We start from the raw sequence: 17140 nt of genomic DNA, 5'->3' as shown, positions 1-17140 counted from the left end.
GCAATCAGAAGCAGGTCAAGATTCACTGGCAGTTCACGGTGGACAAAGCCAGAGATACCATGAACAGCCAGTATGTGAAGGTCAATCCTGAAAACCTAAAATACAAGAAAACTTAGTTTACAGTGTACTGAATACATTGTAATTTAAGTCTGCTTGCATTTCTCCTCCACGTTCTGTGTCCTCACAGAACGTTCATCCGGTAGGCAAACCAGGCTGGCGCTCAAGCGGTCTGTGCGGACACAGACCGCGGGGAAGGCTCTCGTTTGTAACATTGGAAAAATTAAATTACACTGTACTGAATGCACATTACCTAACTGTCTTCGCCAATACGAAACAAAACGTTCTCTGTCAGGTTTTTCCGATACTCAACAAAACACGTTTAGATTATGCCACGAGGAGACAAATCGGCCTATACCGATAAGCAAAAACGGCAGGCCGAACACATTGAGGAAGGATACGAGGATCGGGGAGTGTCGCACGAAGAAGCAGAACGCCGGGCCTGGGCAACGGTCAACAAAGAGTCGGGTGGTGGCAAAAAAAGCGGCTCAGGCCGTGGTCATCACTAAAACGTATAGCCATAGAAAAACCCCGTCAATCCAATCGACGGGGTTTTTGCTGTTAATACCTTAACTAACCTTTGGTGTAGATAGTGTCTTACTGAAACCTATTTGGTGGCCGATATAGTGAAGACTTCACCACTACCATCTTCGCCTTCCACGCTAAGTTTATTACCATTAATTTTAGCAATCACATTGTTGTTGTAGCGCAGCTCAACGGTTCCGCCGGTCTCGACTACCGATACATTGCTGGCGGCATCATCGGCATAAACCGCATTGTTCGACTTCAGCAACAGGTTCATTTTAACCGACACTGTCGTAGCCGACTGGCGCGTTACCGTAATTGTCCCTTTCAGATTCGTTTCGCTGGCCGGATAGGTTTGGCCACCCGTTGCCAATTCGGAGAAGGTATAGGTACCAGCTACCCGAGCACCCAGATCGGGGTTCAACTCAGTGCCTGATTTCTTACAGGCCGATAAAGAAGCGACGAACAGGATCGCCAGAAACGTAAAAAAGCGGATGGAAAATCGTGCGTTCATAGTATTTGTTGTTTTTGGTTATAAGAGGCTTTTGATTGCCGGTTGCTGCCGGTTTGATGATACAAAGGTGGCAGCCAGGCAGCACCTGCCGAAGTGAGTTATGCATCAACTGTCAAAAGAGAAGTCTCAACAGGAAAATCCGCCGAATGAACCGACAGACGCAGTATGGACTATTTCTGTTTTACCACTCGCGACTTTAAATCGACAAATGAGCCAATATATGTTACTAAATAAAAAGAACCCTTATTTACAGTATCCTTCCTGACTAAATCTGTTCAAAGAAAATAGGGGTATACCTGCTGGCTTTTTGAGGCTAAACGCATAACTTTCCTCCCCATAAATTGAATGCACGCCCACCGAACGTGACTACTTCCGATTCCTCCACCCTCTTTCAACGGCTCAGTCAACTCACTGATCAACAGCTAACCGACCCAGCTTTCTCACTGGATCAGCTTGCCCAACAGATTGGCCTGAGTCGCTCGTCCATGAACCGACTTGTCAAGCAGCAAACCGGCCTTTCTCCTTCCCACTTCGTGCGCCAGCGACGGTTGCTTATGGCCCGTCATCTGCTGGAAACGACGGATGCCAGGGTTACGGAGATTGCCGACCAGGTGGGTTTTGGCACTTCACAGGAGCTGAGTCGTTATTTCGCCGATACATTTGGCTCCTCGCCCAGCGAGTTTCGGAAACAGTTAAGTATATCTCCCGGCGAGGATGCTGCTGTATCCAGTGTTCCATCGGTAGTACCACCCACTCCGTCCAAGGTTTCGAATCGCCAGAAGTGGGGGTTGGTAGCGGTTGGTCTGTTGATAATACTGGGTCTAGGTGCCTGGCTTTACCGCTACCGATGGCCTAGTATGGAGGATGCCCCCGTCGCGTTGGCGGTGTTACCCTTTGAGCATCTAGGGCCGGATAGTAGCGCGTACTACAGTGAGGGAATCAGCGAGTCCCTTCATGAACTATTAATGAATGTTGACGGACTGAACCTGATTTCGCAGACGGCCACCCGCCCCTATACTCGTCTTCGGCAGCCTCTTTCTCAGATCGCTCACGAATTGGGGGCCCGCTATCTGCTAATGGGTCGGATACGCCTGGAAGCCAATCGCGTGCAGGTAATGGTCGAATTGGTGCTGGCCAGCCAGAACCGGACGCTTTGGAGCCACCGGTATACAGGCAGCCCTAAAGAGGCCATGGGCTTTATGGATCAGATCGCACGCCAGGTAACGTCTCAGCTTCTCCAGTCTCTCTACTCGTCTCATCAGCTGACGGCCAAGGTTCCCACGCAAAACCCCGCTGCCTATAATGCTTACCTGAAAGGCCAATTTTTACTGCGTACCCGCACGGAGCCCGAACTGGTTGCCAGCCTGCTTGAGTTTACCCGTGCCATTGAGCTGGATAGTTTATTTGCCGATGCTTACGCCAGCCGCGCCCAGACTTACTATCTGTTTGCGGAGGAAGAGTACCGACCCAGCGTACCGAACCTGCAAAAAGCCGAAACGAATGCGCTGACGGCGATCCGACTTGATGCCGAAAACGGCATGGCTTATGCTACGCTGGCCAATATCTACCGAGCCCGGAATCAGTGGGAACAAGCCTTGACGGCCTACCAGATAGCCCTGCGCTTCCGGCCCAACGATGCGCTAATCAATTACTGGTACAGCATTTCGCTACGGTCCATTGGAAAGCTCGACGAGGCTATCCGCTACAGCACCAAAGCTATAGAACTTGACCCGGTCCACCCGGTTATTCTGATTGGTCATATTGGCAACCTAAGTTATGCCCATCGGTTCAAGGAGGCACAGGCGGCCATTGCCGAAGGTCAGCAACTGCATCATCAGGTGCCCTCCTGGTACTGGGCTACGGGCTTTTACTTCATTAACCGAAAGGAGTATGCGCTCGCATTGGCCGAATTCACAAAGTGCTATCGACTCAACCCAGCCGTTCGTTCGTACCGGGCGATGATGGCCTACTGCCAGAGCCAGATTGGGCAGCAATCGGCGGCCAAAGCCTGTCTGGACAGTCTGCCAACCACCCCCGAACAACTCCCTAACCGGGCTATTGTGCTGGCCGGACTGGGTGAGTCCGAAGCCTGTTTACAAACCCTCGAACAGGGTGCCCGCGTCGGTGAACTCCCCAACTACCTGAAGGTATCTCCGCTGTTTGTCCAGTTTCGAGCCAACCCCCGTTTTCAGGCTGTACTCCGCCAGGTTGGGCTTTAAATTGGGGCCTGGACGCAAATTGACCAAATACTACACAGGCTGACCAAATACTACACAAGATTGGTCGGTTGTTACACAGCGATTGGTGAGCGCACAACCAGTTTTGTACCCTCACCAGAACCCGTATGAATCCGTTACCTTCTCTGTTATTGCTGGGGCTGCTGGCCTGCCACCGTTCCGCCCCCGACCCGCCAACCAGCGAACCGCTGAGCATTGCCCCACCCAGCTACCTGATACTGGCCCAGCGGGCGCTGACGGCCCAGGCTGACCTCGATACGGCTACCCTGGACCAACTGCTGGCCGACAGCATTCGCATCGAACACCCCAACGGCTCTTCTGAGCGGCAGGCCAAAGCCCGGCTGCTGGCCAGCTGGCAGGAAGAGTTACGGAAGACGGGCGTGCTCCGAATGCGGTTGAGCGACCTGACGCACCTGCCCATTCGGAGTCGGCATCCGCTGGCGCTGACCGGACAGGCGGGTGTCTATGTCGTTTCCTACTGCCAGGCCACGCTACTCTACCGCGACGGGCATACCGCCAGGCAGATATTGCACAACTGCTACCATTTCGATACCCGCCAACACATCGATTACATCCTTTTTTCGCCTAACCTATAAGACCTATGCCTTGCTCTACGAATTCGGCCCCAAAGTACCCCATTCCTGTGAGAAAGGATTGTCGGGCTGGGTAGCTAACCCAGTTTACCAACCTTGTTTCAGCCCTTATTACTCACTCATTTTCCATTAGCCCTATGAGCACTCTACAATCCTTTTCCTCAAAAAATAGCCGTTCCCGGCTTCTGACCAAGACGACCCAGACTTTTTCTCTGAACCATCTGCTGCCTGACAGGCTTCTGCTAATCACCTTCCTACTGCTCATAATCAGTATCCCGACATTGGCTCGTCCATCAGCCAAACCCAAACTCCTCATCTTCTATTCTGAAACGTGCCAGTACTGCCAGCGATTAGAGGCATCTCTACAGCAGAACCCGACCTTTCAGAAGGCGATGCAAAGTCAATACGACGTAACGTGGATTGACATTCATTCTCCTCAGGGTCGCCCCATTTCCCAGCTGTGGCAAGTTCAGACGGTGCCGACCTTACTGATCAATCAGAAAGGAGCCGATCTGACCCGGATCAAGGGTTTCTCCAGCCTGGAAGACCTGAAAGCATCGCTTTTTGAGGCTAACACCTCCATATCTATGGTCCCACGCCGGGCAGCCACTGATGCTCAAACCCGACGGCTTGGTTATTGCGGAGATGGTATAATTGACACCGACCTCGGCGAAACCTGTGATGATAAGAACTCCAACAGTGGAGATGGTTGCAGCGCTACCTGTCAGATTGAAGGGTGCAATGTAACCCGGTTGTATGTGAAGGCGAATGCCAGCGGAGCCAATACCGGCGGAAGCTGGACCGATGCCTTCACCGACCTGCAAAGTGCACTTAGCTACACCTGCACGCACAACCTGACCGAAATCTGGGTAGCTTCGGGCACCTACAAACCCACCTCGGGAACCGATCGCAGCATCAGTTTCAATATGGAGAACGGTATAGCCATCTATGGCGGCTTTGCGGGTAATGAGCACAATCTCAGCGACCGGCCTGCCATTAACCCCGTTTCGGGCAATCCCAGTAGCAGCACCCTGAGTGGAGATATTGGGGTTGTAGGCAGCAGTAGTGACAATAGCTACCACCTCATAAGCAACAATGGTCTCAACAGCAGTGCGATGCTTGATGGTTTCGCCATCGTTGGGGGCAACAATAATGATTTCGGCGGGAGTGGCGGTGCCATCTATAACTCGAACAGCAGCCCCATGCTGATCAACTGTAGTTTCACGGGTAATCAGGCATACAATGGCGGGGCTATCAACAACATAGGTAACAGTATTCCCACGCTGACCAACTGTAGCTTCACCAGTAACACGGCTACTAACGGTGGGGCAATTTTTGGTAACGCTACGTTGACAAATTGTCTTTTTAGTACTAACACGGCTTCTCAATCTGGTGGAGCCATTTATGCGAGCAGTAATCTGAGCGTTACCAATTGTAGCTTTCAGGGTAATCAGGCTGTTGGGAATGGAGGAGGTATCCACAACGATGGCAGCAGTATTCCCACGCTGACCAACTGTAGCTTCACCAGCAACACGGCCAATAACGGTGGGGCAATCTTTGGTAGCGCTGCATTGGTTAACAGTAGTTTTATCAATAATACAGTTTCTCAATGGGGAGGAGCCATTTATGCAGGCAGCAGTCTCAGCGTTGCTACCTGTAGCTTTCAGGGTAATCAGGCTCCAAATGGTTTTGGTGGAGCCATTGTAGGCAATGCGACACTAACGAACAGTGTGTTCTGGGGAAATGGAGGCACCAAAACTTTAGAAGGAAGTACGTTTACGCCCACCTATTGTCTGCTGGACAACAACAACAATGTGAATTTAAGTGGACCGGGCAACCTCATAACCACCTCTTCACCCTTTGTGAGCACCACCAGCGTGGCCCTCAACGCCTGCGCCCCGGCCATCAACGCGGGTAACCCCAACAGCCAAACAGCCGCCACCGGCCCCTACTCGGGGACAGCCCTGCCCCAATCCGACCTGGCAGGCAACCCCCGCATTGGGGGCGGACGGGTGGACATGGGAGCTGTAGAGTTTCAGGGGACACCCAACTACCCCGTTGCTTTCACCCTCAGCCCAGCATCCGGTTCGGCGGTGTGCGCAGGCAGTAGTGTGTCGGTACCGGTGGGGCTGACGGGGACGGTCAATTCGTATCAGTGGTACAAAGATGGGTCGCCGGTTCAGAGCCAGACGGCCGCTACGCTAAACCTTCCCAATGCCCAGACCGCCGATGCGGGCAGCTATTCGGTAGTCATAACCGGAGCCTGCAACAGCCTGACCAGCACCGCCTTTAGCCTCAGCGTCACTACGCCATCAAGCGCTACCATTGCCTATACAGCTTCACCCTTCTTTACCAACCATGCGCCAGTGACTGTAACCCAAACGGGCACCGTCAATGGTACCTATACGGCCAGTCCTTCTGGATTGAGCATCAATGCCAGTACTGGTCAGATTACGCCCGCCAGCAGCACACCCAACACCTATACGATCACCTATACCATCCCTGCCAGGGGTGGATGTCTGCAGTTTACAACGACAACCAGTGTTCAGATCCAGCAGTTGCCGCCCGATTCCGATAGCGATGGTATTCCTGATGCTACTGACAACTGTCCGTTTATTTTCAATCCAGCTCAGATTGATTCCGATGGCGATGGAGTTGGAGATACCTGTGATAATTGCGTGTCCGTGGCCAATCCTACTCAGGCAGATTCGGACTACGATGGGATCGGCGACGCCTGTGATAACTGCCCATCCGTTTCGAATCACAATCAGGCAGATTCCGATCATGATGGAATTGGGGATGTTTGTGATCTCTGTCCCAATGGCCCGGTTTCTTTGTCGATTGGAACCGTACCGACAATTTGTACCGGTACCAACTTAACCATACAGTACAGCAATGCACAGCAGAGCCCCAATCAGTACTCGGTTCGGGTAGGGGCAAGTCAGGCAATGCCGAATTTCGCAGCGATTAATAACGCCGTGCTGGGGCCAAACTCCTTTTCTATCAGTATCCCAGCCAATACTAGTCCAGGTACCTATAATTTTATACTAACGGTTAAGAACGGCAGTTGTACGTCAGACGATTTCCCCTTTTCGGTAACCGTAAATGCCCCGATAGAAATTACCCTTCAACCTATATCGAATACTGCCGTGTGTGTGGGTGCAACCGCCACGGCCACTGTCAGTGTATCAGGCACTGGGCCTTACACCTACCAATGGTACAAAGATCAAACGCTATTGGCCAGCCAGACCTCGGCTACCCTCACCCTGCCAACCACGCAGACCGCTGATGCAGGCAGTTATTCGGTAGTGATCACTGGGGCATGCAACAGTCTAACCTCGTCGGCCTTTAGTCTCACTGTCAACAGCCTGCCCACCATCGAGCTGACCAACAACGGCCCATTGACCTGCGCCCAGACGACCGTGACCCTAACGGCCAGCCCTGGAGCCAGCACCTATCAGTTCGGCCAGGGAGCGAACCAACAGGGCGGCAGCTCGGGCAACAGTGCTACGGTCAGTACACCGGGACTCTATTCGGTGACGCTCATTACCAGCAACGGCTGTTCGGCAACCGCTACTACGACCGTCTCGACCAATACGGTATTATCCATCTCAGCGGGAGCCTCGCTCGCCATGGCCAATGTAGGTGTAACCATTAGCCTGACCGCTACGGGAGCCACTACCTACCAGTGGAGCGCCCCGGCCACCGCTCTGCTCACCTCGTCAGCCGCCAGTTCAGCCGTCTCAGCCAGCCTGACCACCGCCGGAGTACAGACGTTTACGGTGGTAGCTACTTCGGGGGCTTGCAGTCAATCGGCGCTGGTGAGTGTAACAGCCCTGGCTGGGCCCGATCTGTCGGCCATTATGAGCCTGCCCGATGCCAACTTCCCCGCCGGAGGGAGTAAAGGGCTGCTCATTCAAGTACAGGAAGTCAATGGAGCCGTTTCCAGCGGGGCTATCGTCATTACTATCACTGTACCCACTGGCTACAGCGTCAGCTTCGATAACACGCTGACCAGTATCGATGTATCGGGAGGCAGTACAGTCATAGTCCAGAACAACAAGTGGCATATAAGTAGTAATGTGGCCAATCAGCAGGTAAGTTTGGCTATCAATGGAGGTGAGTCGGTCGGAGCCAATGCAACACTAAATCTGGGCGTTACGATTACCCGGACCACGGCCAACGCAGGGAGCACATCCAACATTACCATCAACGTGACCGACGACGGGAGTGGGAGCTATGATGTCAATCGACTCAACAACATCTTTGCCCGCATCATCAGTGGTTTATAAATCAACCATTCGAGCGCAGCGTGACATTAACAATAAAGTTAATGTCACGCTGCGCTCAACTATGACTGACAAACAGCGACTGCCGATATAAGTTATGCTTCAACAGAAAATCTGCCGAATAAACCGACAGACGCAGGATCTACCTTTACCTTCCTGATTCATAACCAACTTCGATCAATTCATAACTCAAAAGCCGCAATTCAGGCGAATTCAGATTTCAATGAGGTGGTCTACGGCCCAATTTTGGACCAAACAAATACGAACACCTCTTATGAAACCCCTCTACTACTCTGCATTGATCGCAACCCTGGTAACGATTAGCTTAACAATTCTGCCAACTTCACACACCCTGGCGCAGACTCCGGGCAAAAAAGTCCATTTCGGCCTGAAAATCGGCGCCAATTTTTCGCAATTAGATAATCTGAGTTTTTCGACACCACGTCTGATGGAAAACGGCATGCCTGTGCTGTCTGGCGGCAATGTGGTGTATGATTTCTTCCAGCAAAACCAGTCCCGCTCTACGGGTATTGTAGGTGGCGTTTTCGTTCGATTTGGAAATCGGTTCTTCGTCCAGCCCGAACTGATGCTGTCGTCAAAAGGCGGACAGTTCGACATTATTCGGCAGGGGTTGGCAACGCAGTCTGTCAATGTCAGGGTAACTACCTTCGACCTACCCCTGCTCGTCGGTTTCCGGCTCGGCCCCTTGCGCATCAATGCCGGTCCTGTTGTTTCATTACCTCTTGCAGAAACGAACAGCCTATCCGACTCTTTCCAACAATATGCAGCTCAATCGCTGAGTGAAACAGCCAAACAGGCTACCTACGGGTATCAGGCAGGTATTGGCGTAACCTTTGGCGGCCTTCAACTCGACCTCCGCCAGGAAGGTAATCTATCTAAAATTTTCCCGATGACCTACAAGGACCCGGCCAACGACATTCGGTTTTCCTCGAAAACAACTGCATGGCAGTTGACGGCCGGATTCAGTTTTTAAACATTGCACGACGTTACTTTATAGGATTCTCTAAAACAGGCAACCGGATTCGTTCGGGTTGCCTGTATTTAATAGAATGTCATCTGCCCCGGTGGTTTGGCAACTGGTTCATCAGAGTCGTCAATTAAGCACCGAACACTACCCGTTGTACATTCTCTGTAGGCCGCCATGCCAGGAAGGCTGTACTTTGGGGTATGAAAACGATCACACTTATCAACTGGGTTATCGTCGGTATCTATTCCGTCTTGCTCCTGTTTGTGCTAATTCCCTCTACCTCGCAGCAGGATGCGGCTGGCAAAGGTATGGCCGCTGGACTTATCTTTCTGGGCTTTGTTTATCTGGCTCTATTGTCGGGGTTAAACCTCCTTCCCTACTCGTTTGCCCGAACCACGGCGATGGTTCTTGGTGGGCTTCCCCTCATTTTGGTTTTGCTCAATCTGACTGTCAGCCCATTGATTTCTAACTATAAACAGAAGTCGTATGAAGCCGAAGATATCGCTCGTGGAAATGGGTCCTTCTATTTTCAGGATAAAGCCCGCCAGCAAGTGGCCGCAGCTATTGCCAACCTAAATGTGGCCGACCTGAAAGTAGCTCTTCAGCAACCACTTCCGAAGCTTAATGAGTCGGGTGTTGAGCATACGACTCTACTAGATTTTGCCGCCTTTCAGGCCACGCAGACGCTTTCTCCGCAAATCCTTCAATGCATGGACTTATTAATAGCCAAAGGGGCCACGTTCGAAAATACAGACAGCCTCCATACACCTACGCCCTTTCGGGTGATGGAAGGGCCAACGGAGCTTCTGAACTGGTTTTTGAAGAAAGGAGCGAACCCGAATATGAAAGACGAAAAAGGGCAGCCCCTCCTGCTTACCGCTTTGTACTCGGGCAATGAGCACCATGACAAAACCAAAAAGGTAGCGTTGCTATTGGATCATGGTGCCGATCCAAATGCCAAGCCTGCTTACGATGAACTCGTTATTGAAACATCGCCCCTGATTTTTGCCGTCGATAATGAGCTATGGGAAATCGCCAACTTGCTGTTGGACAAAGGTGCGAATCCGGCTTATATCACCGAGAGCGAACGCTCAGCATTGAAAGCACTGGGCTATAGGGAGTCGGTCTATACAAATCATGGCCAAGCTCTGCCTGCCGAACTACTTGCGTTTAAAGATCGCCTGGTTAAACAGCTTGCCCAAAAATGAACCTGTAGGTTTTTAATCAGCTTACTCAAACGCAAAGCAGGAGCTTCAAAGAGGCTCCTGCTTTGCGTTTTCTGTCTGTTGGATGCTGTTTATCGGCCGGTAGTGAAGACCGATGTGCGCCGTATTGGGCGGGCCACTGTCGTCTCCATCCCCAGCAACCGGGAGCGCTGAGCGCTGAAAATCGTGCGGAGTTGTCGTGTTGTTGTCATTGTCTTTGTTGTTTTTGGTTTTTAGAGGAAGGTAAACTTGTCCATTAAAATTTAGCGGTTAGCCCTAGCTTGACGGCCGAAACACCATACCCTACTTCAGCAAATGCGCCGACTTTGGGGCTGAACATAAAGCGTGAACCGAGGTGGAGACCTACCCAAACGCCACTGTTATAGCCGCTGGAGTAGTAATAGTAGTCTGAGTAGCCTGAACCTGCATACCGGAAACCCAGCGATGCGCCAATGTACGGGTCGAAGCTGTTCGATTGTACATTCAGGGCTTCGCCCAGGTGATACGAGCCACGGGCACCGAAATAAACGAAGTTATATCCGCTGGAGTAATAGTAATTGTAGTGGTAGTAATCGATAGAGCCACCAACCGAAAAGTTGTTTTTCACGTCGGCCTCAACCGATACACCCACCGGGAAACCACCACCGTAGTACGTTGCTAAACCAAGGCCCAGGTTCACGTACACGTTCTTATGCCCACGTGAGTAAGTTGTACGGGGGTGTGCCGGAGCCGAATGAGCTACTGGCTGCGGACGGGTTTCGGCCTGACGAGCTACTGGCGCTTCCTGTGCAGGAGCCGCAGCGGGCGCTTGCTGTTGTGGCCGAGCTGTTGCAGGGGCAGCCGTAGCTGGCCGAGCTGCCTGGCTGGTGGCTGGCCGACTAGCGGATGAAGAAGGTCGAGCCGCTGGTTTGACTGCTGTCCGACGAACGGGTTGTTGGGCAAAGGCCGACGTAGCCGAAAGAAGAATAGTTAGGGCAAGGGTTGCAAATTGGGTAGTCGTTTTCATTAGTCGTTGTTGTTTTTGGTTTTTCTTAAGGAACGATACAAACCTACAACAACCCACCCCCTACGATCCAGCGCCAACTGTGTGAACTGCGAAAAGAACCCGCTGAACTGTGCTGGAAGGTCATTGAAGCGGTGGAGCACTTTTCCGTCGACTTGTAGTCTAACCCGTACTATGAGCCGATCATACACCCCATCAGCCGCTAAATAGCGGAGGGCAAATGAATACAGGCTGGTTTTCGTATATTTGTTTACCCTCTTGAGAACCAACTATTTCAATTAATGACGTACGAAGCCTGGTCTCCGCTCTTTCTGGGCATGGTACTGGCCATGTTGTTGGCGAATTCGGTGCAGTGGTTTATGTACCGCGAGCGCATCTATGGCATTTATTCGGTGTACACGCTGATCTGGGCGGTTTACTTCACCATCAACCACTTTGCGTTACCTTACAATATTTCCAATTTTTATAAGCTAATCCTTTCCTACTCAGGCTATATCCTTTACCTGGAGTTAGCCAAAATCTTTCTCAATCTGAAAGAACGGCCCAAACTTCTTCGATGGATCGCCATTGTTCAGGGATTGCTGGTCGCTTATTGCGTGGTTAAGACCTACATCTATCTGTTTACGGATTTCTGGCAGACCAAACTGCACACCATCCTGCTTCAGCCGGTTCGGTTTGCCCTGCTATCGGTTGGTGCCTATATCGTGTACTCGTTTTTCCGGTCGAAGGATATTGTTGCGCGATTTTTTGTGGCGGGTACGGCGTCGTTGTTAGTCAACCACGCCATCACGACCATCCTGCTGATTCATTCGCCAAATATTAGCGTTGATCTACCCTTCTGGCAGCATCCTGATTTGTTCGTTCAGACGGGCGTCGTTCTCGATCTCATCTTTTTTTCGTTAGGTATTTCGTATCGGCACCGACGGGAAGCGGTCAATAAAGCCGTTCTGGAAAAAGAACTGGAACGCGAACGGGAGCAACACCATCGCGAATATCTGGAAGCGGATCTGGCATTACAGAAAATGCAGCAGGAGAAAACCGAAATGCAAATGCGGGCTTTACAGAGCCAGATCAACCCGCACTTTCTATTTAACGGTCTCAACACCCTCTCTTCGTTGATCGATGAAAACCCTGGCCAGGCGGGTGAATTTGTCGATGAACTCTCGAAAGTGTACCGCTATCTGTTACGAAGCAACGACTCCGAACTAACTACATTAGGTGTTGAACTAAGCTTTATCCATTCGTATTTTCACCTGCTCAAAACCCGCTTTGGCAATTCGGTCCGACTGGAAATCGATGTGCACGAAGCGTATAAAGATTCATTACTCCCCCCTCTGACGCTACAGCTTCTGGTCGAAAATGCAGTCAAGCATAATGTCGTGCTGCATCAAACTCCACTTCATATTCGTATCCGAACCACAGATACCCAACAGTTGATCGTCGAAAATACGTTGCAACGGAAACGGATTCGGGTTGAATCGAACGGCGTAGGGCTGTCGAACATTGCCGACAAATACAAACTTCTGCATCAGTCACCACCACTCATTGAAGAACAGGATGGCTGGTTTCAGGTTACGCTGCCGTTACTAATGCCCCAATCCGTTCCGGCCAATTCCATCAACGAAGCGTAACAAAAAAACCTGCGCGCAATTGGCCCGCAGGTTTTTATTAGACAGCTAAAGGTGTACTGCCAAAGCAGTTACTTAAGTAAAAGTAGGTATTTTTTCTGGTACTGCCAAAGAGCCGACTACCCGGTATGGTCTACTTTTTCACAAACTCGCGGTGATAAGCAGCCCGATACAACTCTTCTTCGGGGAGGCTCTTAAAATAATCGTATGTGATGCGCAGCCCCTCTTCCCTGGAGACCTTTGGCTCCCAGCCCAGAATAGCCTTGGCTTTGGTAATATCGGGCTGACGTTGCTTCGGATCATCCTTCGGCAACTCTTTGAAGACCAATTTCTGCGTTGTCCCGGTAAGCTTGATGATTTCTTCGCCAAACTCCTTAATGGTAATTTCGGACGGGTTACCGACATTAACCGGATAGGCGTAATCGCTCAGGAGCAGCCGGTAGATTCCTTCTACCAGGTCATCGACATAGCAGAACGAACGGGTCTGACTACCATCACCAAATACGGTCAGATCTTCACCACGAAGGGCCTGCCCGATAAAGGCTGGCAATACCCGGCCATCGTTTAGCCGCATACGGGGTCCGTAGGTGTTGAAAATCCGAACGATACGTGTTTCCAATCCATGATAGGTATGATAGGCCATGGTCATGGCTTCCTGGAATCGCTTGGCTTCGTCGTACACACCCCGAGGCCCTACTGGGTTCACATTTCCCCAATATTCCTCATTCTGAGGATGAACTGTTGGATCGCCATAGACTTCCGATGTAGAAGCAATCAGCACCCGGGCATTTTTGACCCTTGCTAAACCTAAACAGTTGTGAATTCCCAGCGACCCTACTTTCAGCGTTTGGATGGGTATTTTCAAATAATCGATCGGGCTGGCTGGCGAGGCAAAATGCAGAATGTAATCCAGTTGACCCGGTACATGGATAAACTTAGATACATCGTGGTGATAAAATTCAAAATTGGGCAGATGGAATAAATGCTCGATGTTGCGGATGTCCCCGGTGATGAGGTTATCCATCGCAATCACATGATAGCCTTCCTTAATAAACCGATCGCAAAGATGCGACCCCAGAAATCCGGCTCCGCCGGTGATGAGTACACGCTTCATTTAGGTGAATGTAGAATGAATAATGTACAATGTATGGCTAAAATAGCATTATACACTATTCATTGTTCATTATACATTATTTAACAGGTTGTTCAACCGGTGCCAGAATTGGCTCGCGACCGATTGAATAATAGGTGTAATTCTGCTCCCGCATCTGGTCTAGTTCGTATACGTTCCGGCCGTCGAAAATGACTTTGTTCTTCAACAGCAGGTTCATCTTTTCGAAATCGGGCGTACGGAACAACGGCCATTCGGTAATAACTACCAGCGCATCGGCATCGTCGAGTGCGGCATATTGCGTGTGGGCGTACGTGATCGCGTTACCGATCTGGTCGCGTACGTTATCCATAGCTTCAGGGTCATAAACGGTCACTTTGGCACCGGCGTCCAGTAAGACCCGAATATTATCCAGAGCCGGAGCTTCGCGGATATCGTCGGTATATGGTTTGAACGCCAGCCCCCAAATAGCAATCGTTTTTCCTTTCAGGTCACCACCGAAGTGATTCAGGATCAACGGCATCAGCTTGGTTTTCTGCTGATAGTTTACCTCCATGACCGACTTCAGTACTTTGAAATCATAGTCGAAATCCTGAGCCGTTTTAGCCAGCGCCTGTACATCTTTAGGGAAGCAGCTACCGCCGTAACCGATACCGGCAAACAGGAAGCGCTTACCAATCCGGCTATCGGTACCAATACCCCGGCGAATATCATCGACGTTTGCGCCTGCCCGTTCGCACAGGTTCGCAATTTCGTTCATGAAGGTAATTTTCGTTGCCAGGAACGCGTTAGCTGCATATTTGGTCATTTCGGCCGACCGTTCGTCCATAAAAATGACGGGGTTTCCCTGACGCACCAATGGGGCATACAGCTTGTTCATTACCCCCTTCGCCCGTTCCGACCGAGTACCAATTACCACCCGATCTGGCTTCATAAAGTCTTCAACGGCTACGCCTTCCCGCAAAAATTCGGGGTTCGAAACCACGTCAAAATCAACTTTGGCGTTATCGGCAATATGGGCATGAACTTTCTCGGCCGTTCCAACGGGTACCGTACTTTTATCAACAATAACGGCGTACTGGCTCAGAATAGGACCAAGATCGCTGGCTACTTTCAGAATATATTTCAGATCGGCAGAACCGTCTTCGCCAGGAGGAGTTGGCAGAGCCAGGAAAATCACCTCAGCGCCTTTGATACCTTCTTCCAGGTTAGTGGTGAACGACAAGCGGCCTTCTTCCACATTACGGTGAAATAACGTTTCGAGACCCGGTTCATAAATAGGGACAATACCGTTATTTAATTTCTCAACTTTTCTAATATCAATGTCAACACACGTAACCTGATTGCCGGTTTCAGCAAAACACGTTCCTGTAACGAGACCTACGTATCCGGTTCCTACTACTGCTAATTTCATAAAGTATAGTTAGCTTATTTTTTCAGAAGATTTTATAGACGTTTTGTTGATGTCTGTTGTCACAAAAATAGGAGTTTTTTAATAACTCCCCCTACCCCCTACTTAATAGTGATTAATCGGCAATTGGTTTATTTTTAAACAATAGCCCCCTAAGTGCCTGTTTCTTTGATTACCCGTATGCTACTACATAACCCAAAGTGGTATCTTATAGTAAACATAGCGCACTTTTTGCACCATATTTCTCCAAAATACCCTTGAAAATCAGACTAGAAATTGATCTTAATACGGTACTAAAAAAGGCTTGCCTTAGCGCCGTATTTTTCCTAAATTCCTATTGAATCGCTTCATCACGCGACTTTTTTTTATGACAAACGAAATTGTAGAAAATCAAGAATTAATATCCCAATCCGTACGTGAACTAAGCGAACGACTCATCCGCCCCTATAGTCGCCAATGGGATGAAGCCCAGCATTTCCCGTCCGATTTGTTTCATCAACTGGGCGAACAGGGCCTGATGGGCATGCTGGTTCCAGTGCAGTATGGAGGGGCAGGATTAGGCTATCGCGAGTACGTTACGGCCATTGTTGAACTGTCGCGTGTCGATGGATCGGTTGGGCTGTCAATGGCGGCTCACAACTCACTATGCACCAACCACATCCTATTGTTCGGCAACGAGAATCAGAAACAAACGTACCTGCCTCGGTTGGCTACCGGCGAATGGCTTGGCGCCTGGGGGCTAACCGAGCCCAACACCGGTTCTGATGCGGCCAACATGCGGACAACCGCCACCCGGGATGGCGATCATTGGGTACTTAACGGGGCTAAAAACTTTATTACCCACGGCAAAAGCAGCGATGTAGCCGTAGTGATAGCCCGTACGGGTCCACCCAATACCCAACATAATGCAACAGCCTTTGTAGTGGAACGCGGTACGCCCGGTTTTTCGGGCGGACGTAAAGAAGACAAACTAGGTATGCGGGCTTCCGAAACCGCCGAAATGTTGTTTGAGGATTGCCGGATTCCCGACAGTCAGCGCTTAGGAGAAGTGGGCGATGGATTTGTTCAGTCGCTGAAAGTGCTGGACGGCGGTCGCATTTCAATTGCCGCCCTAAGTCTGGGCATTGCCATAGGAGCCTATGACGCAGCGCTGGCCTATGCTAAAGAACGGGAACAGTTCGGGCAGCCCATTGCAAACTTTCAGGGCATCAGTTTTAAACTGGCCGATATGGCTACCGACATTGAAGCGGCCAAATTGCTCACCTATCAGGCTGCCGACCTCAAGGATACCGGCAAATCCGTTACGAAAGAGTCGGCTATGGCTAAATTATTTGCGTCGGAAACGGCCGTACGAGTGGCCAACGAAGCGGTACAGATTTTTGGCGGTTACGGTTATATAAAAGATTTCCCGGTCGAAAAATTTTACCGGGACGCCAAACTCTGTACGATTGGCGAAGGAACAAGCGAAATACAGAAAGTAGTGATTTCGAGGCAGATATTGAAATAGAAGGGAAAAGGAGAAGGGAGGAAAGAAGAAAGGAAATGCGTTAGTCAAATCCTTTCTCCTTTCCTCCCTTCT

General features: G+C 50.6%; 12 protein-coding genes. 8 read left to right on the top strand and 4 right to left on the bottom strand.

The window, feature by feature from the left end; genetic code table 11:
* Positions 1-386: 386 nt before the first annotated feature.
* A complete protein-coding gene (locus tag ACYVFD_RS11380) occupies positions 387-566 on the top strand; it encodes a hypothetical protein (protein WP_461090144.1) in 180 nt (59 codons plus the stop codon).
* 98 nt (positions 567-664) lie between these two features.
* On the opposite strand, the gene ACYVFD_RS11375 is transcribed toward ACYVFD_RS11380, so the two are convergent.
* Positions 665-1096, bottom strand: coding sequence for a hypothetical protein (locus ACYVFD_RS11375; protein ID WP_461090143.1), 432 nt, complete (start codon positions 1094-1096; stop codon positions 665-667).
* 341 nt (positions 1097-1437) lie between these two features.
* Between ACYVFD_RS11375 and ACYVFD_RS11370 the strand changes: the two genes are divergently transcribed.
* From ACYVFD_RS11370 to ACYVFD_RS11350, 5 genes are all read left to right on the top strand, one after another.
* Positions 1438-3315 carry a helix-turn-helix domain-containing protein gene (locus ACYVFD_RS11370; RefSeq protein ID WP_461090142.1) on the top strand — a complete coding sequence of 626 codons (1878 nt, stop codon included), beginning with the start codon at positions 1438-1440 and terminating at the stop codon, positions 3313-3315.
* Between the two features lie 125 nt (positions 3316-3440).
* Positions 3441-3929 (top strand): hypothetical protein, encoded by a 489-nt coding sequence (locus ACYVFD_RS11365; RefSeq protein WP_461090141.1) that lies wholly within the window; start codon positions 3441-3443, stop codon positions 3927-3929.
* Positions 3930-4063: 134 nt separating this feature from the next.
* Complete coding sequence (locus ACYVFD_RS11360) at positions 4064-8218, top strand: immunoglobulin domain-containing protein (protein ID WP_461090140.1); 4155 nt, start codon at positions 4064-4066, stop codon at positions 8216-8218.
* Positions 8219-8489: 271 nt separating this feature from the next.
* Positions 8490-9209 (top strand): porin family protein, encoded by a 720-nt coding sequence (locus ACYVFD_RS11355; protein ID WP_461090139.1) that lies wholly within the window; start codon positions 8490-8492, stop codon positions 9207-9209.
* Positions 9210-9403: 194 nt separating this feature from the next.
* Positions 9404-10411, top strand: coding sequence for an ankyrin repeat domain-containing protein (locus ACYVFD_RS11350; protein ID WP_461090138.1), 1008 nt, complete (start codon positions 9404-9406; stop codon positions 10409-10411).
* 253 nt (positions 10412-10664) lie between these two features.
* Here the strand turns inward: ACYVFD_RS11350 and ACYVFD_RS11345 are convergent, their stop codons facing one another.
* On the bottom strand, positions 10665-11414 hold the full coding sequence (locus tag ACYVFD_RS11345; RefSeq protein WP_461090137.1) for a hypothetical protein: 750 nt from the start codon (positions 11412-11414) through the stop codon (positions 10665-10667).
* A 278-nt stretch (positions 11415-11692) separates the two neighbouring features.
* Here ACYVFD_RS11345 and ACYVFD_RS11340 point away from each other — a divergent pair, with 278 nt between their 5' ends.
* On the top strand, positions 11693-13042 hold the full coding sequence (locus ACYVFD_RS11340) for a sensor histidine kinase (RefSeq protein ID WP_461090136.1): 1350 nt from the start codon (positions 11693-11695) through the stop codon (positions 13040-13042).
* A gap of 130 nt (positions 13043-13172) precedes the next feature.
* Here the strand turns inward: ACYVFD_RS11340 and ACYVFD_RS11335 are convergent, their stop codons facing one another.
* Complete coding sequence (locus ACYVFD_RS11335) at positions 13173-14153, bottom strand: UDP-glucuronic acid decarboxylase family protein (protein WP_461090135.1); 981 nt, start codon at positions 14151-14153, stop codon at positions 13173-13175.
* A gap of 76 nt (positions 14154-14229) precedes the next feature.
* Positions 14230-15564: a UDP-glucose dehydrogenase family protein gene (locus ACYVFD_RS11330; RefSeq protein WP_461090134.1), complete on the bottom strand. Its 1335-nt coding sequence runs from the start codon at positions 15562-15564 to the stop codon at positions 14230-14232.
* A 364-nt stretch (positions 15565-15928) separates the two neighbouring features.
* On the opposite strand from ACYVFD_RS11330, the gene ACYVFD_RS11325 reads away from it, so the two are divergent.
* Complete coding sequence (locus tag ACYVFD_RS11325) at positions 15929-17068, top strand: acyl-CoA dehydrogenase (protein WP_461090133.1); 1140 nt, start codon at positions 15929-15931, stop codon at positions 17066-17068.
* Positions 17069-17140: the final 72 nt, after the last annotated feature.

It is taken from the genome of Spirosoma gilvum, from assembly GCF_054776815.1.
This window is presented reverse-complemented; position numbering and strand designations above follow the sequence as displayed.

What these genes read in the sequence shown, in the direction of transcription:
- ACYVFD_RS11380 (WP_461090144.1), top strand. Translation starts at nt 387, where the DNA reads ATGCCACGAGGAGACAAATCGGCCTATACCGATAAGCAAAAACGGCAG.
- ACYVFD_RS11375 (WP_461090143.1), bottom strand. Translation starts at nt 1,096, where the DNA reads ATGAACGCACGATTTTCCATCCGCTTTTTTACGTTTCTGGCGATCCTG.
- ACYVFD_RS11365 (WP_461090141.1), top strand. Translation starts at nt 3,441, where the DNA reads ATGAATCCGTTACCTTCTCTGTTATTGCTGGGGCTGCTGGCCTGCCAC.
- ACYVFD_RS11360 (WP_461090140.1), top strand. Translation starts at nt 4,064, where the DNA reads ATGAGCACTCTACAATCCTTTTCCTCAAAAAATAGCCGTTCCCGGCTT.
- ACYVFD_RS11355 (WP_461090139.1), top strand. Translation starts at nt 8,490, where the DNA reads ATGAAACCCCTCTACTACTCTGCATTGATCGCAACCCTGGTAACGATT.
- ACYVFD_RS11350 (WP_461090138.1), top strand. Translation starts at nt 9,404, where the DNA reads ATGAAAACGATCACACTTATCAACTGGGTTATCGTCGGTATCTATTCC.
- ACYVFD_RS11345 (WP_461090137.1), bottom strand. Translation starts at nt 11,414, where the DNA reads ATGAAAACGACTACCCAATTTGCAACCCTTGCCCTAACTATTCTTCTT.
- ACYVFD_RS11340 (WP_461090136.1), top strand. Translation starts at nt 11,693, where the DNA reads ATGACGTACGAAGCCTGGTCTCCGCTCTTTCTGGGCATGGTACTGGCC.
- ACYVFD_RS11335 (WP_461090135.1), bottom strand. Translation starts at nt 14,153, where the DNA reads ATGAAGCGTGTACTCATCACCGGCGGAGCCGGATTTCTGGGGTCGCAT.
- ACYVFD_RS11330 (WP_461090134.1), bottom strand. Translation starts at nt 15,564, where the DNA reads ATGAAATTAGCAGTAGTAGGAACCGGATACGTAGGTCTCGTTACAGGA.
- ACYVFD_RS11325 (WP_461090133.1), top strand. Translation starts at nt 15,929, where the DNA reads ATGACAAACGAAATTGTAGAAAATCAAGAATTAATATCCCAATCCGTA.